Origin of the sequence: Enterococcus sp. DIV1089c (assembly GCF_050530965.1) — a bacterium.
Classification (GTDB): Bacteria; Bacillota; Bacilli; order Lactobacillales; family Enterococcaceae; genus Enterococcus_B; species Enterococcus_B hirae.
Map to the genome: position 1 here is coordinate 1,986,621 of NZ_CP172888.1, position 26,835 is coordinate 2,013,455.

Here is a 26,835-nt window from a genome sequence, read left to right on the forward strand (position 1 = left end):
CCTTATGCTTAATTTTTATCTAAGATCTCAGAACGACATTTTGTTCTGCAATCATAAATAGGTACAAAATGAATCATTGGCGTGAAGCAATTACTCGGCAATAAGCGATGATTTTCTAAAATAGGAGAAGCTATTTTAAAAAATCCTCTCTTATTCGCTCGGAGCTGACCGCTTCTTTCACGACCTCTTTCCATTATAAGCAAACGAGCGCAAGAAGAAAAATAAATTACTACTTTTTCTTCTTACGCTAAATTCGATTTGTTTCGATCATGAAAAAAAGCCATTAGAATGCTGAATTGGATCAGCCTTACTCTTCTGTTCCCATATTTTTCACTTTGATCAGGCGAGTTACTTCTGCTCGTTCGTTTTCTTCCAGCTTCATTTTAATATAATAAATCGTTTCTTCCAATTGAGGGATCGTCATATATTCCAACGCATTGACCCTTCTTCTGGTTTTCTCGATCTCTTCAGCCATGAGTTGACATGTTTTTTCAACTTCTGCCAGCTTCAAAAGCTTTGGTAAAAGCTGCGTAAAACCATCGATCGAACGATCCAACTCTGCATTAGAATGAAGATAACCATACTCTAATGGTGTCTCATTCAATGTTTCATCGTATTGAAAATTCATGAGGGGAACTTTGACACTCATAACATTTTTCTCAACTACAGAAAGTGAGACGTTTTCCGCTGGTAATGCTAAAAGTTCGTCAATAAAAGCTTCTTCGACTGTTGACTTTGCTAAGACAAAATCTTTCATTGCGGTTTGGGTTTCTTTTTCTATTGCTTGGCGTAACTCATTATTTTTACGGATCAGTAAAATAAATTGACGCATCAATTCATCTTGTTTATCCTTTAAAAGTTTGTGTCCCCTTGTCGCTGTCGTTAATTGTTTCTTTAAACGAGTTAGCTCCATTCTCGTAGGATTGACGTTTAATCGCATAAGGAACTCACTTCCCTTCTGGCAAATACTTATCCAGTAAATCATCCTTGATTCGTTTTAACTCGGTTCTTGGAAGCATCGCCAACAGTTCCCAACCTAAGTCAAGCGTTTCTGTGATCGTCCGATTGGTGTAAAATCCTTGGTTGACATATTCGTTTTCAAATCGTTCCGCAAATTTTGCATAGATTTTATCAATATCTGACAAGGCAGATTCACCTAAAACGACAGCTAGTTCCTTCGCTTGTTTTCCTTGCGCATAGGCGGCAAACAATTGGTTCATCGTTGCTGCGTGGTCTTCTCTCGTTTTACCGGCACCTGTTCCTTTGTCCTTCAACCGTGAAAGAGAAAGCAAGACATCGATCGGTGGTTGAATCCCACTCTTATAAAGCTCTCTCGTTAAAATGATCTGACCTTCTGTGATATAGCCCGTCAAATCGGGAATCGGATGAGTCTTATCATCTTCTGGCATCGTCAAAATCGGAATTTGAGTTACAGAACCTTTCAATCCTCTAATCCGTCCAGCCCGTTCAAATAAGGTAGCTAAGTTTGTGTAAAGATAGCCTGGATAACCACGACGACCAGGAACTTCTCGACGTGCGGCCGAAATTTCTCTGAGCGCTTCTGCATAGTTAGTCATATCGGTCATGATGACTAAGACGTGCATGCCTTTTTCATAAGCTAAATATTCAGCGGCCGTCAATGCCATTCTTGGTGTGGCGATTCGTTCGATTGCTGGATCATTAGCTAAATTCATAAACATAACAGAGCGATCAATCGCACCTGTTTGTCTAAAATCTTCCATAAAAAACTCGGCTTCTTCAAAAGTAATACCGATGGCAGCAAAAACCACAGCAAAATCATCGGAAGAATCCAAAACAGTTGCTTGGCGAGCAATTTGGGCAGCCAACTCTTTGTGTGGTAAACCTGAGCCAGAAAAAACCGGCAATTTTTGCCCACGGACTAATGTATTCAAATGATCGATTGCTGAAATCCCTGTTTGGATAAATTCATCGGGATAATCTCTGGCAATTGGATTGATTACTTCGCCATTGATATCTAAATATTTTTCTGGCAAGATTTCAGGTCCATTGTCTTTTGGTCGACCAAGACCATCAAAAACCCGACCGATCATGTCTTCTGATACCCCTAATTGTAAAGGGTGTCCTAAAAAACGTACGGAAGAATTTTTTAGATTGATTCCACTGGTTCCTTCAAAGATCTGAACCATTGCTTTGTCTTCTTGGACTTCTAGTACTTGTCCACGACGAATCTCGCCGTTTTGCATCCGAACTTCAATCAATTCTTCATATTTGACTCCCGAAACTTTTTCGACTGCCATCAAAGGGCCGACCACTTCTTTGATTGTACGATATTCTTTAATCATCGGTCATCCCTCCTTCTGAAACAATCAATTGGATCGTTTCTTTGATTTCTTCATTTATACTACTAATTTTGGCTAACTCTTCTTCTGGAATATACTTGCTCCGGCTAATGTGTTCTCTGACCGCTACCGTACCTTCCATGATTTCATTGAAGTACGCTCCCAGCGATAAAGCTTTTCGTGCCTCTTTCCCAAAAGTCAAAATAACTTTCAACATGTTGAATTGCTTTTCTCTTGAAGTAAACGTATCTACATCATCAAAAGCATTTTGTTGTAAATAGTCTTCTCGAATCGATTTTGCTACTTCAAGGGTCAAGCGATCGTTATCAGAAAGTGAATCGATCCCTACCAAGCGCACGATTTCATTTAATTGTTCTTCTTCTTGCAAGATCCGCATGCCTTCAGTTACCATATCAGACCAATCCTGTTGTAAGATTTGATCCATATATCTGCCAACTTCTGTTGAATACAATGAGTAACTTTGGATCCAGTTAATCGATGGAAAATGTCTTTTTTGAGCAAGACTAGAATCTAATCCCCAGAAAACCTTTACCACTCGTAAGGTATTTTGAGTCACTGGTTCAGAGATATCTCCACCAGAAGGAGAAACCGCACTGATGGCAGTGATACTGCCCTCACGTTGGTCAGAGCCTAGAGCAATGACACGTCCTGAACGTTCATAGTATTCAGCTAGACGAGAGCCCAGATAAGCGGGATAACCTTCATCACCAGGCATTTCTTCTAAACGTCCGCTCATTTCACGCAGTGCTTCTGCCCAACGAGAAGTGGAATCTGCCATGATTGCTACATCATACCCCATGTCACGGAAGTACTCGGCAATCGTGATTCCCGTATAAATAGAAGCTTCTCGAGCAGCTACTGGCATGTTCGATGTATTAGCGATCAACACAGTTCGTTCCATCAAAGACTCGCCCGTATTTGGATCGATCAGTTCAGGAAATTCATTGACGACATCCGTCATTTCATTTCCTCGTTCCCCACAACCAACGTAAACCACTAGATCTACGTCCGACCACTTAGCAATCTGGTGTTGCACAACTGTCTTCCCTGCACCAAACGGACCTGGAACGGCTGCCGCTCCTCCTTTAGTTACTGGGAAAAACGTGTCAATGACCCTTTGACCGGTGATCATCGGTACATCTGGATTTAATTTTTGTTTGATTGGTCGACCACGACGTACTGGCCATTTTTGCATCATCGTCAGCTCTTTTAAGCCTTGTTCCGTTTCGATCACACAAATCGGATCATCGATCGTAAATGATCCAGATTCAATTTTTTGTACAGTTCCTTTGATACCATTAGGGACCATGATTTTGTGCTGAATGATCTTCGTTTCATCCACGTACCCAATGATGTCTCCAGCACTTACTTCTGTTCCTTCTTCGATTGTTGCTTCAAACCACCATTGTTTCTCATGATCTAAAGCTGGTAATTGGACCCCACGTCCTAAGAAGTTACTTTGAGTCACTTCCATAAATGTATCCAGTGGCCTTTGAATCCCGTCAAACATTTGTGAAATGATTCCTGGTCCTAGCTCAACAGATAGTGCTTCCCCAGTTGAACGAACAGGTTCTCCGGGACCAATTCCTGAAGTTTCTTCATATACTTGAATAGACGCCACATCTTGACGCATCTCAATGATTTCGCCGATGACTCCTAAATCTCCCACTAAACACATGTCTTGAATACTTGCTTCTGACATATTTTCTGCCATAACGAGAGGACCGGAGACTTTTATGATTTTTCCAATTTGCAAATGACTATCTCCTTTTCCTATTATAAAATATTTTGTCCAACAGCTTTTTCCACACTATTTTGGATCTCTTCTAAACCGATACCAAGGGTTCCTTGATGACTAGGAATCAAAATGATCGCAGGTGTCAATTGTCCTTTATAGCGCTCAATCGTTTCAGGGACCAGATTTGCACATTGTTCGGTGATATAGATCACACCATATTCATTCTTAGCCATCTCATCGATTGTTTTTCTTATTTCAGGCTTTGTCGTACCATGCTGTACATCAAAGCCAAATAATCGAAAAGGCGAGACAGAATCCTTGTCACCTACTACTCCGATTTTATAAGTCATAGACCTGTCTCATCCTTTCTTTTAGTTGTTCCAGTGAAAAGTGATTTCGTTTGCCAATGATCAAAAGGCGCAGATTTTTACTTTCGACTTCTTTTGCGTTCAAAAAAGCTAGTAATGGTAACGGGCCAAACGCTTGTGTCTGTGCTACTTGATAAAAAGAACTTAAATAATCATCTTTCAATTGTTCCAAACTGACTAAATCAATCTGTTCTTCATGGATGACTTGCTTTAATAGATCACTGTAATCTGTTGTCAGTAAAAACTGAGTAAAAGATGCCATTTCCCCACGAACAAAGGAAAGTAATGTGTCTTTCGGAATACTTCCTGAACTTGAAATAACTGTTGTCATAAAACCTGCAGAACGATGCTGCAAGATCCCTCTTGCTGTCGTGGTGATATTCGTTAAATCGATAAAAGCAATGATCTCTTCTAATAGTTCAGGGTAACCAAGCTGTTCCCCTAAGCGACGTTGTTCGGTTAGAAAACAACGGTCATAAATCACATCGATCCCTTGTAAAATAGTCGATTCTTCGCAGTATTCATGAACTTCTCGAATATAATCCATGAGACTGTCTGGCAATTCCACCGACACTTGCGTGTGAATCGCATCTTTCAACACTTCCAGCGAATAAAATCCATCATGGATGTAAAGGTGATCAAGGTTTTGCCCTGTGATCTCAGCCTTTGTCAATACTTTCAAATTATGGAAAGTGTAACGCATCGTATAGATCCAAACGATTTCTGGTTCTGGTGCAGATTCTTTCAACCACTGGAATAATTTGCTGCGTTCCTGAGAGAGATTGACTTCAAACTCCTTATCAAAGCCCTCATAGATATATGGCTGATAGATCGTGGATTGTAAGATTTCTCCAAGTGAATCGATCGAATCGGTTTGGATCATTTGCTCAAACGTGTCTTTTGAAATCAACTCTAATTCTCTACCACGTATCAAGGGATTTAATTCATGATACTCCATTTAACAATCCCTCCTTAGTCAAATAATTCTTTGGCAATTTCAGCACTCATCGTCTCTTGAATTTCCTTGATCAAGTGACTAAATAAAAAGTTATATTGGATACCAGCATCATCAATGATCAACCCTGCTTGTGCTTTTTCAGTAAAGTCTTCCCGGATTAATTCAAAAGGAAGTTCTTCATTCCATTCAGCGATGACCGCAGGTGTTAAGATATCCGCTGATTTTTCTCCTGGGATCAAGCGAGCTGTGCCATTGATCGGTAATGTTTGGATCATTTGCTTCATCAACGCAAGTTGTTCTTCTTTTGGTTCATTTTCTAACTGAAGCGTTGCTTCCGTGAATAAACGCTGTAAAACTTCTTGTTTCACATTTAAGATTTCTTGTTTCACTTGCATTTTTTGCTTGTTTCTCAACTGGCGATAACTTCGTTCAATTTCTTCCAGTTTACTTGCTTTTTCTTTCTGAAAATCTGCTTCGATCTGCCACTTTTTCACTTCGAAGTTTTGATCGATTTCTTTTCGCTTCATTTCTTCGAATGATGCACGTTCGAGTTGTGCTGTTTCATTTATTTGAGTGATGATTTTATCAATCGCATCCACCGTCATTCCTCCTTATAAGCTAGGCTATTACGCATTTAAGACCAGTAAGAAAGAAATAACGAAACCTAAGATGGCATATGTTTCAACCATCGCAGCAAAAATGATCCCTTTCGTTGCATGCTCAGGTTTTTTCGCTAGAATTTGAATACCAGCTGCTGCAACCTTCCCTTGAGCGATCCCTGAGAATAAACCAGTAAAGGCAATCGGTAAGGAAGCCCCTAAGAAGTTCAATCCTTGAACGACAGACATATCACTGCCTAAGTTGATAAAAATCAAGAAGGCGATAACGAAACCGTATAAGCCTTGGGTACCTGGAAGTAATTGTAAAATTAACGCTTGTCCGAATTTTTCTGGTTGACTGGTCGTCAATGCTGCTGCCGCTTCCCCAGTCATTCCAACGCCTTTAGCAGACCCGATTCCTGAAAAAATCGTTGCTGTTGCCATCGCTAATACTGCAAATACCATTCCACCATTTTGAGTAATCAAATAATCCATCATTGTATCAAATTCCTCCAATATTTCTATTTTTTCTTATGATTGATGTTGACGTATTTCTCCACCGTTTTTAGTGGTTTGAAGGAACGCCCTCCTCCAGTGTAAAACTTTCCAAAAAATTCTACATATTGTAATCTTGCGCCATGTACATAGGCACTCAAAAGTGTTAAGAACATATTCAAAGCCTGTAGGACAATGATCAATAAAATTCCGACACTAAAACGAGCAGCTGGAGGCATAAAAGCAACTAACATGTTGAAAGCTGCGGCAATACTTCCTCCAGAGATTCCCAGTGCCATTAGTCGTGTATAGCTGACTAAGTCTCCGATATAGCCAGTTAGACCATATAAATTATACGCACCTTTGGCGATCCCCTTGGCTTTTGATGAAGATTGGAAAACAGGAATGATCAAAATACATACGGCTGAAAGAACAGCTAATGCACCGCCTAAATAAACAAAGGCGTTGTTTTTAAGGATCATCGTTCCCAATAAAATCAGAATGATACCAAGCAAGATCCCTTGCCAAGCAAACCCATCATTCACGGCATCGACATATGCTTTTCGTTTGATATGTTCCTTAGCAGCAATAAATAGTCCGACTAATATTTGGATCAAACCAAAAATTACGGATAAAATCAAGATCGTGTTGACATCATCTGTAGTAGACAAAATCGGAAATGGTAAATGAATACCAAAAATTTCTTTAGGCAATGCCGCCCCAAAAAATGAGCTGTAGATAAATCCCCAGATAATCGAAGGGATTGCTAGAATCTCAAAGAATTTTGCAAAACGTTGCATTCCCCGTGGCAATACCACTAATTTTTGGAGTAAAAATGCCCCTAAAAACATCAGTAACCCATACCCGATATCCGCCACCATCATGCCAAAAAAGACGAGGTAAAACGGCATCATCCACGGCGTTGGATCAACTTCTTCATACTTTGGTAAACTATACATCTCCGTTAACATCTCAAAAGGAGCGACGATCGGGTGATTTTTTAGTTTGGTCGGTACTTCTTCAGCAATTTCATTGTCCGTTGGCTCGTCAAAGGTCAAATAGACTTCTTCACTTGCTAAGACATTTTGTAGCATGTGGATCAATTCTTGTTTTTCTTCATGATCCACCCAACCTTGAATCAGAATCAGATAAGGAGTATGAATGATCCGGTCCTTGATTGCTTCTCGTTCAGAGCGAGCCAAGAAGATTTCTTCCGTCCATTCGAAATCTTTGATATACCCACTACAAGCTCCAATGGCTGAAGAGAGTTTTTTTTGTTGGTCCTTGATTTCCTGTAAACTTTGTTTTGCAGCAACTAACTGTTGCTGTGGTGTCCCCTCATACAGATAGTCTTCTTTAACAAATCCATAACGACTGGCGATTTCTTCCATGCGTGACTCGTCAGCTCGTAAAACAATGTAGGCAAAGTAAGTCGTTGTTGGTGAAGAGTTGATTTCTTCTAAATAGGCTTCGTTTATCTCAGCAACTTCAGCTTTAAAAGATTCAGCATTTTTAGCATTGACCGTTCCAATGACTAGCTTGGTCATTTGACTATCAAATGCTTTAGGTGCCAGATCCAGATTTTGCCAATTGAGCAACCAATTCTCTTGGTCTTCCAATTGTTGGCGTTCGTCTACCAGTTGCTCCCATTGTTCTTTCAAAAGTAAGACTTCTTCCAGCTTTTTCGAAAAAGCTTCTTCTGAATAATTTTTTTCCAAGGTATCTAACGAAAGTTCACGCCTTTTTAAGTGTTGTTTTTTCTGACTTTTTTCGCCATGATGTTCGATAAATTGGATAGCTGTACGAATATCCGTTAATTTATAGGATAATTTCGCAAGTTCCTTGTCCTTATCGATCATCTCTGGTTCAGAAAAAAACGTCTCTACCCATTGATTGTTTTCAGATTCTTGGAACAGATCACGGATTTCTACTGCATGGAGTCCTTGAACTGCTTGCAACAAGATTTCACGATTTTTCTTATCTGAAATGAGAGTCACTTTTTCCATTTTAGTGACAGCCATTTTTTTGTTTCATCCTTTCAATGATCTCATTCGTTAAGTTCTTTTTCTTCGCTATTTCCTCTTCTTCTTTTTCTAAATATGTTTTTTCTATTTCAAGAACTTTTTGACGAAATTGTTCTAAAATCAATTCCAGTTTGTGCTGTTCGTCTTCAGTTACTTCCTCTTCATTTTTTCTTTTTTCTTTCATCAGCTTGGTTAATCGTTCTTGGAATTCTTTATTCAAATCGATTAATTCGTTATTTTTTAATTGTTCATATTGAGCAAGTTCAGCTTTGACCTGCTCTTCTTTTTTCTGATTATTCTCTTCTGCTTCTTTGATTCTTGTCAAAATTCGTGCCATTTCTGTCACAATCACTTCCCCCTTTCGATTAAAAAAGGACACATGCTCTCGTTACATTGAAAGTATGTGCCCTTTAGTTGACTAATGATGCTGAGCCCTTCAATATGTTCTTCTCACCCCTTGAAGAACGCGATCCTTGAAGCATTATGCCCAACCATTTTATTCGTGATTTAATTCTATTGTACCAAAATGACGAAAAAATTCAATAAGAACACCATATTTTTCCTCGGTAACTCTGTTTTTTTATAAGAAATTCTCATGAAAAAAATTTTTTCTTCATATGTATTCCCAAACTAGACCTATTTCAAATAGTTTTAAAATTTTTTTATTCTTGATAGAATAGAACGAATAGACGATTTGGAGGAATGTTTATGTTACCCATTATTGGAATTGCTGGAAATCAGTTGATCCGAGCGACAGATATTTTTCAAGGAAATCAAGTAACCTATACTCCCCAAGGCTTTGTCAATGCTGTACAGCAGGCGAATGGTTTACCGATCGTTTTACCGATCTCATCCCCTAAGACTGCTTCTGCTTATATTGACCAAATCGATAAACTGATCTTAGCCGGTGGACAGGATATTTCCCCACAACTGTATCATGAACCTCCCCATCCAAAACTTGTAGAAACCAATCTTCAAAGAGATCTCTTTGAAGCGGCACTTATCAGCGAGGCTCTGAAGCAAAACAAACCAATTTTTGCTGTTTGTCGTGGAATGCAACTCTTAAATGTCGTGCTTGGGGGTAGTTTGTATCAAGATTTAACCACTTATCCTAAGTGGTCAGTCAAACATGAACAGCATCCAACCGCCCCACAATTTGCTACTCATGAAGTAGAGATTTTACCTGACACTCTATTACATCAGCTACTACCTGATACTTATTTGGTAAACTCTTATCATCATCAGGCGTTGAAAGAGCTGGCACCTTCATTAAAAGCCACAGCCTTTTCACCTGATGGTCTAGTGGAAGGGATTGAAAGTCTCGATAAGGATGTTCGATTATTTGGTGTACAATGGCATCCAGAGCTGACACATTCAAGCAATCCCACTGATCAAGGATTATTTGATTTTTTTGTTCAAGAATTTTAGTCCTTAAGGGATTGAACAACGATTTTTCCCTTTAGAATATCCTAAAAAATGCTGGCGTTATTTCGTAGATCAACCGAAATAACGCCAGCATTTAGTTTTTCATTTACCATTTTCTTGTGCCGATACTACTTTTAATAGTCAGTCGGTTAGGATTTTTTACGTTCATTTCTCATAATTGAAAGTGACTGTTTCAACGAACTCCATAAGCCACCTTCACTATAAACAAGAACATTTGATTTATACATATTCGCTGAGAAGAACATTAGCAGGAATGTGACAATGATTAACACTACAAGTGAAATCAATACACTAGTCATTCCCACTGTCTCATTCGCCAATCGAATCGGCATAATATAAGAAGAAAGGAACGGAATATAGGACGTGATCCGAATCACGATATTGTTGGGATCAGATGCGCCTAAGATCAACCCAAGCATATAGCCACCTAAAGAAAGATAAGTAACTGGTAAAATCGCTTTTGCTGTATCTTCTGCTTTGTTGACTAATGATCCACATAATGCCGCTAAAACGGAGAAGATCAAGATACCAAAGAACATAAACAACAATGCGTACCATAAAAATGGACCGATGATCTTATCTAGTGAAATATTCTCTATGATACTTTTTACAAAATCCATATGTTTAAATTGTTGGAATCCCACAGTCAAGATCACACCGTATAGAGCCATCTGCGTTAAAGCAACTAACAAGACACCAGTCAATTTACCATAAAAATGTTTTTGAGCTGTCGTACTTGATAAAATGACTTCCATGATTCGAGTTCCCTTTTCAGAAGCAATTTCTTGCGCGATGATTTGTGAATAAGTCAGGATAATGATAAATAAGATAATGGTTGCTGCATAACTAATCGCATATTGTACGCCAGAATTATCTTCTCCAACTTTCATTTTGTTATTACTATCAAAACTTACTTTTTGTCTAGTCAAACTTGCTGGTTGACTAAGACTAGCTACTTCTTCAGGAGAAAGTCCCAGTTGGCTAGCTCGCAATAGTGATTGCAACCCAGTTAATTGCTGTTGGATCAACAATTGTGTACTTTGTCCTAACGAATTTTCACTGTAAAGTTGACCTTTTAGCTGATCGTTTTCGACTGTGACGACTAAATAGGCATCAATTTTTTCATCGGCTAATTCTTTTTGAGCTTGTGTTTGCGAATCAACCGCTTGAAAGCTGAACTCATCGGTTTTTACTTGTTCAAGCTGTTGCGTTACTTGTTGATTTTCGGACAATACACCAATTTTATTAATCTCACTGTTTTGCTGAGCAAAATTGCCTGCTAAATAAACGATCCCTATCATAATGAATGGCACTAAGATCATAATCAAGAAAGAGATGGATTTGACATTTTTTAAATAGACATCTTTTGTAATGATCCAAAATTTACGCATCAATCTCACCTGCTTTCATTTTGAATATCTCTTCTAAGGTAGGCGGTTGTTGATTGAACATTGGAATATAGCCAAATTGTGTTGCTCGGGTAAAGATTTCTTTTCCTACATCAGGATCGTTTAAAGTGATTTCAAGCGTTTGATCTTCATGAGTGACGACTTTTTCGACTCCTTCGATCATTGCAACTTCCTGCTGGGACAAGCCAGATTCTAAGAATAACTTTGTACGTCCAAAAGAATTTCTGATTTCATGGACTTTCCCACTTAACACCATTTTTCCATTACGCAACATAATTAAATGATCACAGATTTTTTCAACATTATCCATATTGTGACTGGAGAAAATAACACATGATCCATGTTCTTTTAACTCAATGATCCCGTCTTTCAGCAATTCTGCATTGACTGGGTCAAGCCCACTAAACGGCTCATCCAATATGATTAATTTAGGTTCATGGATCAACGTAGCAATCAATTGAACTTTTTGTTGATTTCCTTTAGACAATGATTTTACTTTATCGGTTTTCTTTCCTTTTACTTGGAACTTTTCCATCCAAAAATCGATTTTTGGTTCGATCTCTTTTCTTTTTTTGCCTCTCAATTCAGCAAAATACAACAATTGCTCTTGAATCGTTACTTTCGGATACAACCCACGTTCTTCAGGAAGATAGCCAATAATGTCATAGTCTTTTTCTCCCAAAGGTTGTCCATTCCATAAAACTTCTCCTTGATCCTGTGTCAAAAAATCTAAGATCAATCGAAAAGTTGTGGTTTTTCCTGCCCCGTTTTGTCCGATCAGCCCCATAATCTTTCCATCAGGTATTTGAAAAGACACATGATCAACAGCGGTATAGTCTCCAAACGTCTTAACCAAATCTTTCACTTCTAACATCGTCTCACTCCTTCGTCTCCATTTCTTCTACCATATTCAGATAGTTCAGACAACTTAAATCGCATACAAATGCAAAAAATGAAATAGTCCAGAGATTCTTTATCAATTAAAGGTTCAAAGTTTATTGAAAAATGTATAGTTTAAAAAGAAAACCATTCTTTCCCACTTTTTCATTGAAACAACGACCATTTTGACATTTATTCAATCTAGGTTGGCTATAATCATTTCCAATAGTCATCATAGCGCTTCCCGCCTCGTCGAACTAAAACGAATTCTACATCATTTGTTATACAAAAAATCATAGGACACTTTACGTGGTTTGTAAAGTGTCCTATGCTAGTTCTCATGCAATTTATCAAAAACATTTTGAGCAACATTTTTTGGTAGCCCAATTTGTTGGAGCTCTTCCATCGTTGCTGCCGTAACATTTTTTAACGATTTAAATTCTTTAAGAAGTAATTTTTTTCTTTTCGGTCCTAATCCTTCAATTTCATCCAGCTTAGAAGCAAAACTGTTTTTACTTCGTAGTTGTCTATGGAATGTGATCGCAAACCGATGGACCTCATCTTGGACCCGTTGAAGTAAAAAGAACTCGGGTGAATTTCTTTCCAATGGAACCACCGAAAGTTCATTTCCAAAAAGGAGTTCATTCGTTTTATGCTTATCATTTTTAGCCATACCAGCCACTGGTATGTCGATCCCAAGTTGATTTTCTAAAACATCTTTGGCGACATCCACTTGCCCTTTCCCACCATCGATCAAAATCAAATCAGGTAAAGGAAGCCCTTCTCGAATGACACGAGAATATCTTCGATAGATCACTTCTCGCATCGAAGCATAATCATCTGGTCCTGTGACCGTTTTGATTTTATATTTGCGGTATTCTTTTTTTGCTGGCTTTCCATCGATGAATACCACCATTGCCGCTACTGGATTGGTTCCCATGATATTCGAATTATCGAAGGATTCAATCCGAACAGGTGTAGGAATATTCATGGCATTCCCTAAACGTTCCACTGCCCCAATCGTTCGTTCTTGCTTTCTAGCAATCAAATCAAATCGTTCATTCAATGCAACCGTAGCATTTTTATTCGCAAGTTCTACTAATTTTTTCTTTTCACCACGTTTGGGTTGTAAAACTTTTGTGGACAACAATGCCTCCACACTCGGTTGATCGATCGTGTTAGGAATCAAGACTTCTTTAGGAATAAAATGTTCATTTTCTTGATAAAACTGCCCGATATAAGTCAGAAAATCCTCTTCTGCTTCATTATAAAAAGGAAACATCGACACATCCCGTTCAATCAATTTCCCCTGTCTGACAAAGAATACTTGGACACACATCCAGCCTTTGTCAATGGCATAACCAAAAACATCTCGATCCACCAGATCTGTATTGGTCATTTTTTGACGAGTCATAATCGTTTCAATGGCTCGTATCTGATCGCGGTATTCTGCCGCTTTTTCAAATTCCATCTTTTCAGCAGCTTGAACCATTTTTTGGTGGATTTCTGATTCAACTTTTTCATAGCCACCATTTAAAAAGCTTTTAACTTCATCAACGATTTTCGTGTAAACTTGTGGATCAACATCAAAATAATAAGGACAAAGGCATTGTCCTAAGTGATAATACAAACACGGTTCTTTCGTTTGGCTAGGTTTACACTTGCGTAACGGAAACAACCGATCAAGGATTTTTTTGGTCTCGTTGGCTGCGCCAACATCTGGATATGGTCCAAAATAAACTGCTTTGTCTTTTAACACTTTACGTGTAATAACTAAGCGTGGGTACTTTTCGTTTGTGATTTTCAAAAAAGGATACGTTTTATCATCTTTCAACATGATATTGTATTTAGGATCATTTTTCTTGATCAAATTGATTTCTAAAAGTAAAGCTTCGATATTGGATTCTGTAACGATATATTCAAAGTCTTCGATCTCACTAACTAATCGTTCGGTTTTGGTATTATGACTACCTGTAAAGTAGGAACGGACTCTATTTTTGAGAATCTTTGCTTTCCCAACATAGATGATGGTGCCATTTTTATCTTTCATCAAGTAGCAGCCAGGTTGATCAGGAAGTAAGGCTAATTTATTTTTGATACGTTCGTTCATGAAATACTTCCTTTCAAATTTCATTGAATTAATTATAACATGTCTGTCAAAAAGAATCGTAATCGGCTCATTTGTTTCCTAGACTTGTTTGAGGGTTTAGATAAACTAGAGAAAGGTTTTACTGAAATTTGTGCTAAGGACAAAAAAACCGAGATATCAATCCATTGATTGATATCTCAGTAACATTCCAGATGTTTATAAATATTGATCGATCATTTGACGTAATTGCTCTTTCGAATGTACACCAACCGCTTTTTCAACGACTTGCCCATCTTTTTTCAACAATAATGTTGGAATACTCATAATCCCAAATTGTTGAGGCGTTTGTGGGTTTTCATCTACATCCATTTTTACGATTCGGAATTCATCTTCATCGTATTCTTCTGACAGCTGATCTAAAATTGGTGCTTGCATGCGACAAGGTCCACACCAAGTTGCCCAAAAGTCGATTAATACTAAGCCTTTATCTGTTTCTTCCTTAAATGTCGTATCTGTAACTACTTGTGACATATCAAAGACCTCCATTTTTTAGTCTAGAGTCATTATAGCACCTTTCTTGATTCGAGACGAGCCTTCTGCTTACATTTAGTAAGTTTTATTTAAATTTAACGATCGTCGCCCCATTACCGCCTTGGTTAGCAGGAGCAAATTCAAAACTTTTGACACTTCGATGATTTTTCAAGTAGTCGGTGATTCCTTGACGCAAAGCTCCGGTCCCTTTTCCATGTACGATCGTTACTTGGGGATAGCCAGCAAGGATCGCTGAATCAAGGTATTGGTCAACCTCACTCAACGCTTCTTCATAGCGTTTGCCACGAAGATCTAGTTGGTTCGACACGTGACTAGCTGATTCAGAACGTACAGCATGAATGACCCGCTGTTTTGGTTCCTTTTGTGGTGCAACGGGCGTTAATTCACTTTCAGAAACATTCATTTTTAAAATCCCGATTTCCACTTGCCATTGCTCCCCGTTTTTACGTAACAAGGTTCCTCTTTGACCATAAGTTGTCACTAAAACTTCGTCGCCTGGTTTCAATGTTTTTTGTTCTTTGGCTTTTTTCAACACTTTATTTTTTTTCAGTTGTTCTTCTTGATGTAAGTTTGCCAATTTGGTTTTCGCATCAATCAATTGGTGCTCTTTTACATTTCCTTGGCCTACTTGTTGTTGCATTTTACGAATATCTGCAATGATTTTTTCCGCATTTTCTTGTGCTTCAGAAACTAATTCATTCGCTTTTTTCTTGGCTTTTTCGATTTCTTTTTCTCGTTCTTCAAAGAAATAACGATACGCCTCTTTTAAATTTTCATATAACTCTTGTGCTTCATCAACGTAATGGCGCATTTCTAAATACTCCGTTTCAGCCATTTTTCGTCGATTTTCTAAATCAGCGATCATTTCATTTAAATCTTGGCTTTCGTCATTAATTAACTGTTTGGCTTCATTGATGACTGATTGATCTAATCCTAAGCGGCTAGAAATTTCAAATGCGTTACTTCGCCCTGGTACACCAATCAACAGACGATACGTTGGACTAAGTGTATCAACGTCAAATTCCATACTTGCATTGATTGTATTCGCCCGATTGTATCCATAAACTTTTAGTTCTGGATAGTGTGTCGTAGCCATCACATAAGCCGATTTTTTTCCAAGATCGTCTAAAATAGCAATCGCTAAAGCTGCCCCTTCTTGGGGATCTGTTCCTGCGCCTAATTCATCAAACAAGACTAAACTTTTTTCATTCACATGTGCCAAGATATCGACGGTGTTTGTCATATGGGAAGAAAATGTTGAGAGACTTTGCTCGATGGATTGTTCATCACCGATGTCAGCAAATACTTCCTCAAAAATACCGATTTGACTTTCTTCATCTACAGGGATCGGTAAACCCGATTGCCCCATCAATTGTAACAATCCTAAAGTTTTTAAAGTGATCGTCTTTCCTCCAGTATTTGGACCAGTAATCACGATCGCTTGGTACTCTTTCCCAATACTGATATCATTAGCCACCACTTTTTCTTGATCAATCAACGGATGTCTTGCTTGTTTTAAAATGACATGATTTTCTACACTGATTGCAGGAACGATGGCTTTCAGTTCTTTCCCAAAACGTGCTTTGGCGTTCATCAAATCTAGTTTACCGATCACGTATGCGTTATGAATGATTTCATGTCGATGAGGAACCAGTTCAGCAGAAAGTTCACTTAAAATACGTTGGATCTCATTACGCTCTGCAATTTGATACTGTCTCAAGCGATTATTTAATTCAACGATTTGCTTTGGTTCAACGAATAATGTTTGCCCAGAAGCACTTTGATCATGGACTACCCCACCAAAGACACCCCGGTATTCTTGCTTGACAGGAATCACATAGCGATCATTTCGCATGGTAATGATCGTATCACTTAAGTATTTGGCGTTTTTCCCCCGAACAATGCCATCTAGTTGTTCTCTCACCGTTTGTTCACTTCGACGAATATTTTGACGAATGATTTTTAATTCAGGGGAAGCATCATCTGTTACTCGCCCATCTTCATCGATCGACTCTTTTAAACGTCGATTCAATTCGGGGATCGTCACCAATTGTTCTGCCCAGAAATAAAGACGTAAAAATTCAATTTCGCTATCTGCTAAATCAGCAAAGAATCGTTTTAATTCACTTGTAGTCGATAAAACACGTGCAACTTGCGCTAATTCGAGTCCATTTAAATCAGCACCGATCTCAATTCGTTTCATATGTGGCCGAATATTTTCTAACTTAGGAATAGGGATTCCCCCACGTAACCTTTGAACTTTTAAGCCATCTTCTGTTTCTGCTAACCAATCTGTTAATTTCTCTTGTTGGTTGATCGGCACTAACTTTGCGAGTTCTTCTGTTCCTTGCGCGGTTACCACAAACTGACGAACAAGCTGTTTCACTTTTTCAAATTCTAATGTTTCTAGGATTCGATTATTCACGTTATCACCCTAACTTTCACTAAAAGAAGTTGTCACATTTCGCATTGACTCATTGGTCTTTGCTGTCCTGTCACAACTTCGTTTTTTTTCTTTCACTACTTACTGTTACACTTTTACAAAAAATTTTTGATTAGTTTATCACATTCGTTATCCATAAATCATGGATTTTATTGGTTAGAAATGGTGTCTGCTCTACGATAAAGCGTGCAAGACTATTTCCACTAAATTGTTTTTGAACGATATCTACTGGCACAAAAGTCAATAAACTCAAGAGCAAAAATATCGTGACATAGGCAACGATTAAAGATAAGATGCCTCCCGCAAGCCAATCGACTTGTTTTAGGATCGGAATATAGGTCAAGCTATGAACAAAAATCCCGATAAAACGAGTAAGCAATCCTCCGATAAATAAAATCAGCAAAAAGGCGACTCCTGCATAAAAAGCTTCATCTAATCTGAAAGAAAATGTCTGATCAAAAAAGACCATTTGGGAATTAGATGTTACCGCAGGATAAGGAATATATAATTCCAGACGACTTGCTAGATCCTTATAAAAGTGCTGTGCTGCCATAAAAGACAAGATATAACCGATCGTATAAACGACCTGCATAGAGAATCCTCGTCGCGCACCTGAAAAAAATGCAAGCAGCAAGATAAATAAAATCAAAAGACTTAACATGTCTTGTTCCTTTCTCTTTCATCAATTTGAAGATTTTTGTTTGATTTGACCTTTTCTTTTTTCATTTAAAATTTGTTGGGCTTCCACATGATTCTTGATTTCTCGATCTGCCTGTCCGTTTTCTTTCAACACTTCTCGTGCTTCGTTTTCAATCGCTTCAATTCTTTTGATTCGATTTTCCATTTCCACAAATTTGATCATTTTTTTCTTTAAATCTGCTACTTCTTTTTCAAGTTCGAGATTTCTTTCTTGCTTCTTCAATTGATCCGAGAGCGCATTGACAGCCATTAAGATCGCTGCTTGTTCATTATCGATTTGCGGAGACAAATCCTTCAATTCTTTTAGTTGTTCATTGATCAAATTTGTCACGATATCCATATGGTGCTTTGTTTCACGTCCAATAATCGTGTAAGTTTGGTCGGCAATCACTGCTTTATAGCGTGTTTTTTCGTGCGCCATCCGAATCATTTCCCCCTATTGATAAAATTATTATCTAGTGTACCATGAAATTAATGATTTAACAGTTGTACACAAATTTTCTTATATTTACCTTATCATTATATGATAAACTTTGAAAAAATGCTATGTCTCGTCCCCAACTGAACGACAAGGAACTATTGAGGGATCTTTCATCTAACAAGCATCTAAATTTATTAATTTAACTAAACTGGAGGTACATAATGAGTAATATTATCATCAAAGTAACGACTGCCCAAATGGAAAAAATGAAACAAGCTTATCTTTCTTATCTTTTACCTAAAAAAATTCCTTATACCGTATTTGCTGCTAAAAAAAATGGCACGACCATCACTGCATACACCTCAGGAAAAGTCATGTTCCAAGGTGCAAATGCCGAAAAAGAAGCAAGTCAATGGGGAAAGGCAGCTTCAGCAAAACCCAAAGCTGGAAAAACAGCTGCATCTTTGCCTAAGAACATCGAATCTTTATCTGTATTAGGAAGTGATGAAGTGGGAAATGGGAGTTACTTCGGTCCATTGACAGTTTGTGCTGCTTACGTGGCCAAGGAGCAACTAACACAACTAAAAAAACTAGGCGTTCGTGATTCAAAAGAATTAAAAGATCCTCAAATCATTCAATTGGCTAGTATCTTGAAGAAGACGATCCCTTATCAACTTTTAGTACTCGAGCCTAAAAAATATAACGAGATTCAACCGAAATACAATGCTGTGCGTATGAAAGTTGCTTTGCATAATCAAGCGATCCATCTACTGCTGAAAAAAATTGCTCCTGTCAAACCAGAGGCAATCTTGATCGATCAGTTTACACCAGAAAGCAATTATAAAAAGTATGTCCGTTTGGAAAAAAATCAAGTACAAGAAAAACTCTATTTTGTGACTAAAGGAGAACAATACCACTTAGCGGTAGCTGCGGCATCGATCATCAGCCGAGCAAGTTTTCTAGAAGAATTAGCTAAAGAATCAGCAGAGATCGGTCTAGAGTTACCTTCTGGCGCTGGAACAAAGTCGGATCGAATAGCTGCAAAAATCATTGAACAAGGTGGCGTTGATTTGTTAGCAAATTATGCAAAATTGCATTTTGCGAATACTGAAAAAGCAAAAAAAATGAGTTTATGATATCCCTTTAACGCTTTATTCTAAAGATAATAAACGTTGTTTCAGAAGTCATTCTATAGGAATGAAGTGTTGAAGCAACGGTCATAAGACCTCTTAAAACAGGCTATCCAATTGGTCATTTGACCTTAAGAGCATAGCCTGATCTTTTAGATAGCATAAAAACTCCCATCACAGTAGAATAGAACTTTTTTCCACTGCGATGGGAGCCAATTAATTAGTCCCAAACGTTAAAACTTAGTATGTTTTACCCATTAATAACCAGCAATTTAATCAATCAACTCCCAAGGTCCCCATTGTTCAGTACCTGGTTCTTCCCCGCTTGTCCACCATTTCGCTTGATAGTTTTGCCCTTTATGAGACACCTTATCACCAGCTTTGTAAATATTTGTAGCACTCCATGCTTCATATTTTGATGAAGAGGCATTCGCTAATGTTGTTATACTCAAAGGTTGACTGTGTTCTGAAACATTACCAGAATGATCAAACGCTTTTACAGTATAAATGTACGTTGAACCAGCCATTAAATATTTGTCAATATAATTGGTAGTAGCTGTTTGACCAACTTGTTGTCCGTCACGATAAACATAATAACCTGCTACTCCTTTATTATCCGTCGAAGCGGTCCAATTCAACGTCACGCTTGTCTCTGTCACATTTGAAGCTGTCAGATCAGTCGGAATAGATGGTGCTTCTTTATCTTCTGGATCTGGTGTTGGCGTTGGTGTTGGATTAGTTGAATCCTCTCCATAAATCGTTTGTTGCGAGATATCTATACCGGCTTTTGTAATTCTTTGTGCTAGATTTATAGAAGCAATATGATCAACGGATACATCAGTTGCATTTGATTTTAATCTAAACGTATATGTCTCCCCTGGTTTAAGCTCTTTTCCTTCATAAACCCCACTTAAATCGATCGTCACCGTTCCATTTGAGGTTGAAACCTCGCCTGCTTTGTAATCACCACTACTAAGAATCTCATTTGAATTCAACGCTAAAGTGTATCGTGGTAATTTAATTGTCTTGTGAGAAGATTCAATAGCTGATAAAACGTCCGAATTTTCATTTAGTGTTTCTTTATTTTTGATGACTAATTCATACCCTTTTGAACTGTTTTCAGAATAAGTAGAAATCCCTACCTCGACATTTAGATCACTTGATACAATTTTATGCTCTGGAAGTTTTTCTGTACCAAACAACCCATTTTTGATTGCTTTGGTCAGTTCATCTCTTTTCGTACTCGTTGTTGGCTTATCTTGCGACTGCATCCAAGAGATTACACCGCCTAATTCATGCTCTTTCACATATTGCGTTTTGTAATTAATTGATTTTACATTGTCATAGGTAAAGAACTCTTTTGAAACTTCGCTGTATAAAAATGGTGCTTTGGCTGTATCATCCCAATATTCTTTTAGAGTCGGGATTTTAGTTTTTAATTCATCAATGTTTCGGTAGGACCAAACTCCACCTGCTCGGCCACCATCCCCAAGTGCCAGAGAATGTTCATTGTCCGCACCATATGTCGGCGTTTGGTCTGCATCTTTATTGCTTTTTTCAGCAGGTTGGAATAATCCAGGAGTATTTTGGTCTGTCCCTTTAGCTACTTCATTCCACCCACGAGTATAGAAAGCTGCACCAATAACGATTTTTTCTGAAGGAGCCCCATGTTCTTTCAAAAAGCGAACGGTCTGATCAACGGACAACCCATTTGCATAGTTCGGGTCGTTAGGATTACCATAAAGTGCAGTATGATGACCACTTGTTGCACTCCAAGCACCATTCATGTCATAAGTCATCATATTCGCAAAGTCAACTACTTCAAATAGTTGTTTGATGTCAATTCCCTTGTCCAACATTCCTTGAGATGCAGGTAATGCTACGGAAAGTTCATAAGTCTTACCTAATTCCACTCCTTGTTTATCGATCGCCGCTCGAATATCTTTTAATAGTAAAATATAATTTTCTTTATCCTCTGGTTTTGCGTTAGGTGTTCCTTCATCATTTTTGTTGTCGACACGATCAGGCTCACGAACATCTGCTGGATATTCCCAATCAATATCAACGAAATCCATATTGGTATATTTTAAGAATTTAGTAATGTTTTCCACTAATTTTTTTCGTTTCGCAGGACTAGCTGCAACTTCAGAAAAATCACCCGATTTTGACCAACCACCTAATGACACGCCAATTTTTAAGTTTTTATTTTGTCCACGCAAATTTTGAAGCGCATTCAACAAACCAGAAGCAGCATTTCCCCATCCGACTTCTGCTTCACCTGCTGGTACACCTACAGCGGCTTCTTTATCTGTAAATTTCAACTCACCATTACTATCAAAATCTAAAAAGGCATAATTTAAATGCGTCAATTGGTCTGCGGCAATATCTTTAGGATAAAATTCTTGTTCTCCTCCCCAAATCGACCAATCACCATAATACATCACATTACGATAAGACGCTTTTTTTGTAATTTCCTGTGCTTCTTCAGCATGCACATGTTCTTTGTGGCTGAATAATGGCGTTGTCAGAGAAATAACAGAAGAAAATAACATTGCTGCCAAACTAATTTTTTTAAACTTTTTCATTTTTAACCCTTCCCCTCTTTTCCTATACGAACTCCCCTAATAAAACTTATTATCCATAAAATAAATCAGTTATTTTTAATAAACCAACCTCCTAAAAAACAAAAAAATGATAACCCTTACAAAATAAGGTTAACATTATCTTATCAAAGCATAAAATGATTTGATATTTTTGTATTGCATATTAACATTTATATATTTATAGTTATCTAAAATAACTAATAAATATCCCTATTCTCTTATCTCTTTTCCATCTTTTTTTACTGCTTTATTTAAAATAACTTTTATTTTTTATTTTTATATTTATAAAAGAACAAAAAAAGCATTCCACCAAAATAAATTGGACAAAATGCTGCGAATCTTTTTATGTATGATTTGTTCATTTTTGAATGTATCCTCTTAGAGTTGGATCTTCCTGATTCTTTTCGTTTCATCATTAACATTTAACTGAAAACTTTTTCAACGAAATTGACGATCATATTTAATCTGTGATTCCTGCTCTCTAAAACAATTTAATGTAAGTAAGTATCGTTTAGCCAATTTTAAATGTTCAGCTAGTGGTTTTTTTTCTCCAAGATAAGTATAATAATTAGCTAACACGACTCTTTTTACCTCGTCTTTAGTGTTGGTCTCTAACTTTAGCTTTTTGATGGTTTCTTTTGCAATTTTGACTGGCATTTTTTGTAAGAAAAAGTAATTGACCAGCGCATGTATATGTCCCCCCTTGGATCGGTTCTCTTTGATTAACTCATCACAACGTTTCCTTATGTCCCTTTTCCCTTTGTTGATCTCATCTGCTGAGAGTTTGCCATCAAAAATCGGTTGAAATAATGGAATCTCATAACGATCACTTAATCGATTACTGATTCTTCTACTTGCACCTATGGAAATCAATGTATTTTCTATTTCTTTCCTTTGCCAGAGCCAATCATCCTTTTTTTGTACGATATGATCACAATACTTCTCAATGATGCTCACCTTTAATGCATCTGAAGAAACGGGCAAAGGAAAATCAAACGCATCAATCACATGGAGTGTTTCCTTTAGTGGTCTCTCTGTAAATAATAGAAAATGAACAATAGCCTTCATTCCTTTTCCATTACCTAAATCCTTTAAAAAAGATTGACAACGATTCAACTGTCCAGATAAACGTCCAGCTTTGGGGAATAACTCTTCATTTACATGGTTATTGATCAACGTGACTAATTCTTGATTCGCTCCCCTTAAGGCAAGGGCATTTTCACTTGATTTTTTCCACTCAATGAGCCCTAATTTATTAAAAGATGCTTGGCACTCCTTAACAAGTCTTACTTCTTCTTTGATAGTCAAATAACTATTATCAAGAACAACATTTACTTTTGAAGGGATTTTTGTAAAAATTTCCTCAAGAACATCTGGAGGCAGCTCTTGAAGCACGAGATAATTCCGTGTTGCCAATGGCTCAAAATGTTCACAACGTTGGACTACTTCGTCAATGAGTTTTTGAGACGACTTCATCTTCAAAGAAGGAAGCAAGGTGACATTTAGTATCTTACTCAATTGATCGATCTGCGTTCGATTCATTCCTCGTAAAACAAGATATTCCTCACATTTTTTCTTTCCAACAGTTCCCTCAGATCCTATCAACATCGATTGGCACTTGTACACTTCCTCGAATTGTTTCTGTAAATAAAATTTATTGATAGTTTTAGGAAACCTTAGATCTCTAAAAATTTTATCAACATACTTGGGCGCTGTATTTTGTAACAATAAGTATTTTTGAATCGCTACAAAGCCTCTTTTTGGTCCTAAGTCTTCTAAAAAAGAATTGCACCGATCAACTAATGTGCTAATTGCCCCTCTTTTAGTCATATCTATCATTGGGAATATTGATTGATCGATGTATTCATTCATTTGATGAAGCTGTTGTAAACTAGGATAAGTTAAAATAAAATAATTCTCGAATTTTTTTCTGCCCATTTCTGATCCTAATTCTCGAACAAATTGGCTATATTTTATATATCTAGTTAAACAAAAATGAAAATTTTTTCGATCCTCATCATTCATAGAATCTTTTATTCGCTCTATGACTTCGATATTGATTGCAGGAGGGAAATCTTCCAACATAAGGTAATTATTGACTGATTTAACTCCATTTACTTTGTTTGGATACCAGTAATTTAAAAAACTTTGGCAATATTTGACTGCTTTAGTTATTTTCTCCTCCTTTGATAAAGGTTCATCTTTCAAGGAAGGCAATAAATTGATGTTTAAAATTTCTCCTATCCGATTGAAAAATTTACGATCTACTCCTTGTAGAACTAGCCGATTTTCTACTTCTGTTGCCCCCATATTATTATAATAGAGCGTTGTAACGAGAAGGTCTTTATACTCTTTTTGATTGATTGTCTTGGGTAATTGAACTTCATTAAGTATATCCTTCGCTCTGTCTGCTGTTGTATTTTGCAACAATAAATAATATTGAACAGCTAATAATCCTTCTGTCTCACCGAAATCCTCTAAAAAAACATTACATCTTTTGGCCGTCAAAGTAATTTGTTTAGAGTATCTGGAATTCTCCCATGTAGGAAACAAAAATTCTCCAATTGTTGCACTTATTTTGTTGTATTCAGATCGAGGAAGTTCATTTAAAATGAGTTGATTTTCAATTGCTTTTATCCCTTCATTTGTGCCATATTTGACCAATGTTTCATTGAACTTTTTATGTAATTGTTTTTTCTTTTCTATCTTTTTAAAAAATCCATGTTTGTTCACAGTTCCCTTAAAAACTAGTCCTTCAACAATTTCTTTAGTCAATTCTGGACTCAGGTCATGTAGCACAAGATAATTTGTAATAGCTTTTTTTCCTATCGCACTATTAAAAACATTTAGCAGCGATTGACAGTATTGAGTGGCTTCGTTAACTATCTCTTGCTGGGTTTTATCCTTAAATATTGGTAAGAAATCCATCTTCTTGATTTGACTGACTGTATCTATAGACTTTCGATTTGCACCTTCCACTAATAAATGGTGTTCGATACTTCGTTTTTCATCTATCTCTTTGATTTTCTCTAATAAATAGCAAACATAACTATCCCTATCTAAATAGAACAAAGTTCTTTTCATTTCTCTTTCCCTTCTCGTTTATTCATTGAGCTTAAGTATAAAGTGGAAAATAGGGAGAAACATTCCTTTTTTTTCAAAAAAAAAAATTTATTGAAATCCCCTAATAGAAAAGCCGCTTCAACTAACGAATGAATCCCATCGGCAACATTAACACAAAAAAACGGCGTGCAAGTGTTCGTTCTTTGAAATGGATCTGATGTTTTGGAGACAACAAATAGTGTCTCCAAAGCATCAGATCCATCCAATCGAACGGAGCTTACACAACCGTTATTCGTCTCAAGCTAAACAATAACCCCATTTAAGTAAAGATCGATCAAAGTCGCCACATCAAAAGGCTGTTCCTCTGAATGACCAGATTCAGTAATATAAGGGGCTAGCAAAAGGAAAAAATGTTTCGCTGCCAGTTCCTGTGTGACGTTTTTTCGTAATAGTTGTTGATGATTGGCAAAAATCTTTTCAAAAGGTTCCCGATAATTCTTTTTCCATAAACAAAACAAATGATTTCTTGTTTCAGCTGAAAGATTGAGCTTCAAATCATGCAGCATCATAAACAAATCAATGAGATGGGTTTCGATAAGATATTCAGCCATCTTAGTCAACGTTTGTTGAAAATCATCGGCACTCGTTGCGGCGATCTTCCTCAAATCGTCCCCTACTGTTTTCAAATGTTGTTCCAGAACTGCCTGGTAAAGTTTTTCTTTGTCACTAAAATAATGATAAAGATTGGGTTGGGTAATCCCGGCGTTCTTAGCAATTTCACGAGTAGACGTGCCGAGATAGCCTTTTGACATAAACAAATGATTGGCTTCATGTAAAATCTTTTTTTGCGTGTCTTTGTTATAGCGATGAACCACATACACACCTTCTTTTTATGCTTATTCTGTTTTTTCTTGAAAAACACCGTCTTCCATCATAAACACTTTATCACATTTGTCAATCAGGCGTGTATCATGGGTGACCATAATGATGGCTTTATTTTTTTCTTTCGATTCTTTCGCTAAAATATCTACGACTTCTCTTGCTTTTTCTGAATCTAAACTGGCTGTTGGTTCATCTGCTAAGATAATGGACGGATCGTTGTAAAGCGCTCTAGCAATGGCGACTCTTTGCCGTTCTCCTCCTGATAATTCTTCTGGATATTTGTTGACCAATTCGGCAACACCTAACTGTTCAAATAGTTCATTCGCTTCTTTCTGACGATTCTCATGTTTGACTTTATCCACTAATATCAATTGCTTTTTGACCGATAAAAATGGAACCAAATTAGACGCTTGTAAAATAAATCCGATTTCCTTAAAACGTAATTTTACCCGCTGATTCTCAGGTTGAGCACTAAATTCTTGCCCATTGATCAAAACAGACCCTTTACTAGGCGTTTGTAAGCCACCTGCAATGGTCAAGAAAGTACTTTTTCCTGAACCAGAAGGACCGATGATCGCAACAAATTCGCCTTTATCTACACTAACATTGGTTTTTTTCAGTGCGTGGACGATTTGATCACCATCTTTGAAATTCTTTTCGACATCTTTAAATTCGATTGCTTTCATTTTTTTCAT

The 26,835-nt window shown here is 37.3% G+C and carries 22 protein-coding genes and 1 other annotated feature; of the genes, 2 read left to right on the top strand and 20 right to left on the bottom strand.

Features of this window, described 5'->3' with window-relative positions:
- Nucleotides 1–307: 307 nt before the first annotated feature.
- Genes IGL30_RS09405 through IGL30_RS09445 form a run of 9 tightly spaced genes read right to left on the bottom strand, consistent with a single transcriptional unit; the run spans nucleotide 308 to nucleotide 8,861 of the window.
- Complete coding sequence (locus IGL30_RS09405) at nucleotides 308–940, bottom strand: V-type ATP synthase subunit D (protein ID WP_088745693.1); 633 nt, start codon at nucleotides 938–940, stop codon at nucleotides 308–310.
- A 7-nt stretch (nucleotides 941–947) separates the two neighbouring features.
- Nucleotides 948–2,324, bottom strand: coding sequence for a V-type ATP synthase subunit B (locus tag IGL30_RS09410; RefSeq protein ID WP_430618194.1), 1,377 nt, complete (start codon nucleotides 2,322–2,324; stop codon nucleotides 948–950).
- On the bottom strand, nucleotides 2,317–4,098 hold the full coding sequence (locus tag IGL30_RS09415) for a V-type ATP synthase subunit A (protein WP_088745694.1): 1,782 nt from the start codon (nucleotides 4,096–4,098) through the stop codon (nucleotides 2,317–2,319). The genes IGL30_RS09410 and IGL30_RS09415 overlap by 8 nt, the downstream gene beginning before the upstream one ends.
- Before the next feature lie 20 nt (nucleotides 4,099–4,118).
- On the bottom strand, nucleotides 4,119–4,430 hold the full coding sequence (locus IGL30_RS09420; RefSeq protein ID WP_088745695.1) for a V-type ATP synthase subunit F: 312 nt from the start codon (nucleotides 4,428–4,430) through the stop codon (nucleotides 4,119–4,121).
- Nucleotides 4,420–5,406: a V-type ATPase subunit gene (locus IGL30_RS09425; RefSeq protein WP_088745696.1), complete on the bottom strand. Its 987-nt coding sequence runs from the start codon at nucleotides 5,404–5,406 to the stop codon at nucleotides 4,420–4,422. Before IGL30_RS09425 ends, IGL30_RS09420 begins: the two co-directional genes overlap by 11 nt.
- 14 nt (nucleotides 5,407–5,420) lie before the next feature.
- Nucleotides 5,421–6,005, bottom strand: a complete 585-nt coding sequence (gene ntpE / locus IGL30_RS09430) for a V-type sodium ATPase subunit E (RefSeq protein WP_088745697.1) — start codon at nucleotides 6,003–6,005, stop codon at nucleotides 5,421–5,423.
- A gap of 27 nt (nucleotides 6,006–6,032) precedes the next feature.
- On the bottom strand, nucleotides 6,033–6,503 hold the full coding sequence (locus tag IGL30_RS09435; protein WP_010738015.1) for a V-type ATP synthase subunit K: 471 nt from the start codon (nucleotides 6,501–6,503) through the stop codon (nucleotides 6,033–6,035).
- Between the two features lie 23 nt (nucleotides 6,504–6,526).
- Nucleotides 6,527–8,521, bottom strand: coding sequence for a V-type ATP synthase subunit I (locus tag IGL30_RS09440; RefSeq protein ID WP_123874626.1), 1,995 nt, complete (start codon nucleotides 8,519–8,521; stop codon nucleotides 6,527–6,529).
- Nucleotides 8,508–8,861 (bottom strand): ATPase V, encoded by a 354-nt coding sequence (locus IGL30_RS09445; protein WP_192924300.1) that lies wholly within the window; start codon nucleotides 8,859–8,861, stop codon nucleotides 8,508–8,510. The genes IGL30_RS09440 and IGL30_RS09445 overlap by 14 nt, the downstream gene beginning before the upstream one ends.
- Nucleotides 8,862–8,968: 107 nt before the next feature.
- Nucleotides 8,969–9,017, bottom strand: a sequence feature (sodium ion sensor (DUF1646 type); this cis-regulatory element may regulate processes involved in with the transportation of sodium ions).
- Between the two features lie 215 nt (nucleotides 9,018–9,232).
- Between IGL30_RS09445 and IGL30_RS09450 the strand changes: the two genes are divergently transcribed.
- Nucleotides 9,233–9,952: a gamma-glutamyl-gamma-aminobutyrate hydrolase family protein gene (locus IGL30_RS09450; protein WP_088745698.1), complete on the top strand. Its 720-nt coding sequence runs from the start codon at nucleotides 9,233–9,235 to the stop codon at nucleotides 9,950–9,952.
- A gap of 146 nt (nucleotides 9,953–10,098) precedes the next feature.
- On the opposite strand, the gene IGL30_RS09455 is transcribed toward IGL30_RS09450, so the two are convergent.
- The 7 genes from IGL30_RS09455 to zapA all read right to left on the bottom strand — a co-directional run bounded on the left by IGL30_RS09455 (nucleotide 10,099) and on the right by zapA (nucleotide 18,462).
- On the bottom strand, nucleotides 10,099–11,361 hold the full coding sequence (locus IGL30_RS09455; RefSeq protein WP_010738019.1) for an ABC transporter permease: 1,263 nt from the start codon (nucleotides 11,359–11,361) through the stop codon (nucleotides 10,099–10,101).
- Nucleotides 11,354–12,253, bottom strand: coding sequence for an ABC transporter ATP-binding protein (locus IGL30_RS09460; protein ID WP_010718646.1), 900 nt, complete (start codon nucleotides 12,251–12,253; stop codon nucleotides 11,354–11,356). The genes IGL30_RS09455 and IGL30_RS09460 overlap by 8 nt, the downstream gene beginning before the upstream one ends.
- A gap of 336 nt (nucleotides 12,254–12,589) precedes the next feature.
- Nucleotides 12,590–14,368, bottom strand: coding sequence for an excinuclease ABC subunit UvrC (uvrC, locus tag IGL30_RS09465; protein ID WP_053765715.1), 1,779 nt, complete (start codon nucleotides 14,366–14,368; stop codon nucleotides 12,590–12,592).
- A gap of 195 nt (nucleotides 14,369–14,563) precedes the next feature.
- The gene (trxA, locus tag IGL30_RS09470) at nucleotides 14,564–14,878 is read right to left on the bottom strand and encodes a thioredoxin (protein WP_088745699.1); all 315 of its coding nucleotides are present in this window, start codon (nucleotides 14,876–14,878) and stop codon (nucleotides 14,564–14,566) included.
- 85 nt (nucleotides 14,879–14,963) lie between these two features.
- A complete protein-coding gene (locus IGL30_RS09475; protein ID WP_123874625.1) occupies nucleotides 14,964–17,324 on the bottom strand; it encodes an endonuclease MutS2 in 2,361 nt (786 codons plus the stop codon).
- A 130-nt stretch (nucleotides 17,325–17,454) separates the two neighbouring features.
- Nucleotides 17,455–18,003 carry a CvpA family protein gene (locus tag IGL30_RS09480; RefSeq protein ID WP_010718650.1) on the bottom strand — a complete coding sequence of 183 codons (549 nt, stop codon included), beginning with the start codon at nucleotides 18,001–18,003 and terminating at the stop codon, nucleotides 17,455–17,457.
- Between the two features lie 21 nt (nucleotides 18,004–18,024).
- Nucleotides 18,025–18,462, bottom strand: coding sequence for a cell division protein ZapA (gene zapA, locus IGL30_RS09485; RefSeq protein ID WP_010718651.1), 438 nt, complete (start codon nucleotides 18,460–18,462; stop codon nucleotides 18,025–18,027).
- A 221-nt stretch (nucleotides 18,463–18,683) separates the two neighbouring features.
- Here zapA and rnhC point away from each other — a divergent pair, with 221 nt between their 5' ends.
- Nucleotides 18,684–19,598: a ribonuclease HIII gene (rnhC, locus tag IGL30_RS09490; RefSeq protein ID WP_010718652.1), complete on the top strand. Its 915-nt coding sequence runs from the start codon at nucleotides 18,684–18,686 to the stop codon at nucleotides 19,596–19,598.
- A 266-nt stretch (nucleotides 19,599–19,864) separates the two neighbouring features.
- On the opposite strand, the gene IGL30_RS09495 is transcribed toward rnhC, so the two are convergent.
- From IGL30_RS09495 to IGL30_RS09510, 4 genes are all read right to left on the bottom strand, one after another.
- Nucleotides 19,865–22,177, bottom strand: a complete 2,313-nt coding sequence (locus IGL30_RS09495) for a glycosyl hydrolase family 18 protein (RefSeq protein WP_123874624.1) — start codon at nucleotides 22,175–22,177, stop codon at nucleotides 19,865–19,867.
- 456 nt (nucleotides 22,178–22,633) lie between these two features.
- Nucleotides 22,634–25,279 carry a hypothetical protein gene (locus tag IGL30_RS09500; RefSeq protein WP_430618196.1) on the bottom strand — a complete coding sequence of 882 codons (2,646 nt, stop codon included), beginning with the start codon at nucleotides 25,277–25,279 and terminating at the stop codon, nucleotides 22,634–22,636.
- A 281-nt stretch (nucleotides 25,280–25,560) separates the two neighbouring features.
- Nucleotides 25,561–26,133, bottom strand: coding sequence for a TetR/AcrR family transcriptional regulator (locus IGL30_RS09505; RefSeq protein WP_081128120.1), 573 nt, complete (start codon nucleotides 26,131–26,133; stop codon nucleotides 25,561–25,563).
- Nucleotides 26,134–26,154: 21 nt separating this feature from the next.
- Complete coding sequence (locus IGL30_RS09510; RefSeq protein ID WP_010718656.1) at nucleotides 26,155–26,826, bottom strand: ABC transporter ATP-binding protein; 672 nt, start codon at nucleotides 26,824–26,826, stop codon at nucleotides 26,155–26,157.
- Nucleotides 26,827–26,835 lie beyond the last annotated feature (9 nt).

Coding starts and splice junctions, on each gene's coding strand:
- IGL30_RS09405 (WP_088745693.1), bottom strand. CDS start 940: ATGCGATTAAACGTCAATCCTACGAGAATGGAGCTAACTCGTTTAAAG.
- IGL30_RS09410 (WP_430618194.1), bottom strand. CDS start 2,324: ATGATTAAAGAATATCGTACAATCAAAGAAGTGGTCGGCCCTTTGATG.
- IGL30_RS09420 (WP_088745695.1), bottom strand. CDS start 4,430: ATGACTTATAAAATCGGAGTAGTAGGTGACAAGGATTCTGTCTCGCCT.
- IGL30_RS09425 (WP_088745696.1), bottom strand. CDS start 5,406: ATGGAGTATCATGAATTAAATCCCTTGATACGTGGTAGAGAATTAGAG.
- IGL30_RS09435 (WP_010738015.1), bottom strand. CDS start 6,503: ATGATGGATTATTTGATTACTCAAAATGGTGGAATGGTATTTGCAGTA.
- IGL30_RS09440 (WP_123874626.1), bottom strand. CDS start 8,521: ATGGCTGTCACTAAAATGGAAAAAGTGACTCTCATTTCAGATAAGAAA.
- IGL30_RS09445 (WP_192924300.1), bottom strand. CDS start 8,861: ATGGCACGAATTTTGACAAGAATCAAAGAAGCAGAAGAGAATAATCAG.
- IGL30_RS09450 (WP_088745698.1), top strand. CDS start 9,233: ATGTTACCCATTATTGGAATTGCTGGAAATCAGTTGATCCGAGCGACA.
- IGL30_RS09455 (WP_010738019.1), bottom strand. CDS start 11,361: ATGCGTAAATTTTGGATCATTACAAAAGATGTCTATTTAAAAAATGTC.
- IGL30_RS09460 (WP_010718646.1), bottom strand. CDS start 12,253: ATGTTAGAAGTGAAAGATTTGGTTAAGACGTTTGGAGACTATACCGCT.
- uvrC (WP_053765715.1), bottom strand. CDS start 14,368: ATGAACGAACGTATCAAAAATAAATTAGCCTTACTTCCTGATCAACCT.
- trxA (WP_088745699.1), bottom strand. CDS start 14,878: ATGTCACAAGTAGTTACAGATACGACATTTAAGGAAGAAACAGATAAA.
- IGL30_RS09480 (WP_010718650.1), bottom strand. CDS start 18,003: ATGTTAAGTCTTTTGATTTTATTTATCTTGCTGCTTGCATTTTTTTCA.
- zapA (WP_010718651.1), bottom strand. CDS start 18,462: ATGGCGCACGAAAAAACACGCTATAAAGCAGTGATTGCCGACCAAACT.
- rnhC (WP_010718652.1), top strand. CDS start 18,684: ATGAGTAATATTATCATCAAAGTAACGACTGCCCAAATGGAAAAAATG.
- IGL30_RS09495 (WP_123874624.1), bottom strand. CDS start 22,177: ATGAAAAAGTTTAAAAAAATTAGTTTGGCAGCAATGTTATTTTCTTCT.
- IGL30_RS09500 (WP_430618196.1), bottom strand. CDS start 25,279: ATGAAAAGAACTTTGTTCTATTTAGATAGGGATAGTTATGTTTGCTAT.
- IGL30_RS09510 (WP_010718656.1), bottom strand. CDS start 26,826: ATGAAAGCAATCGAATTTAAAGATGTCGAAAAGAATTTCAAAGATGGT.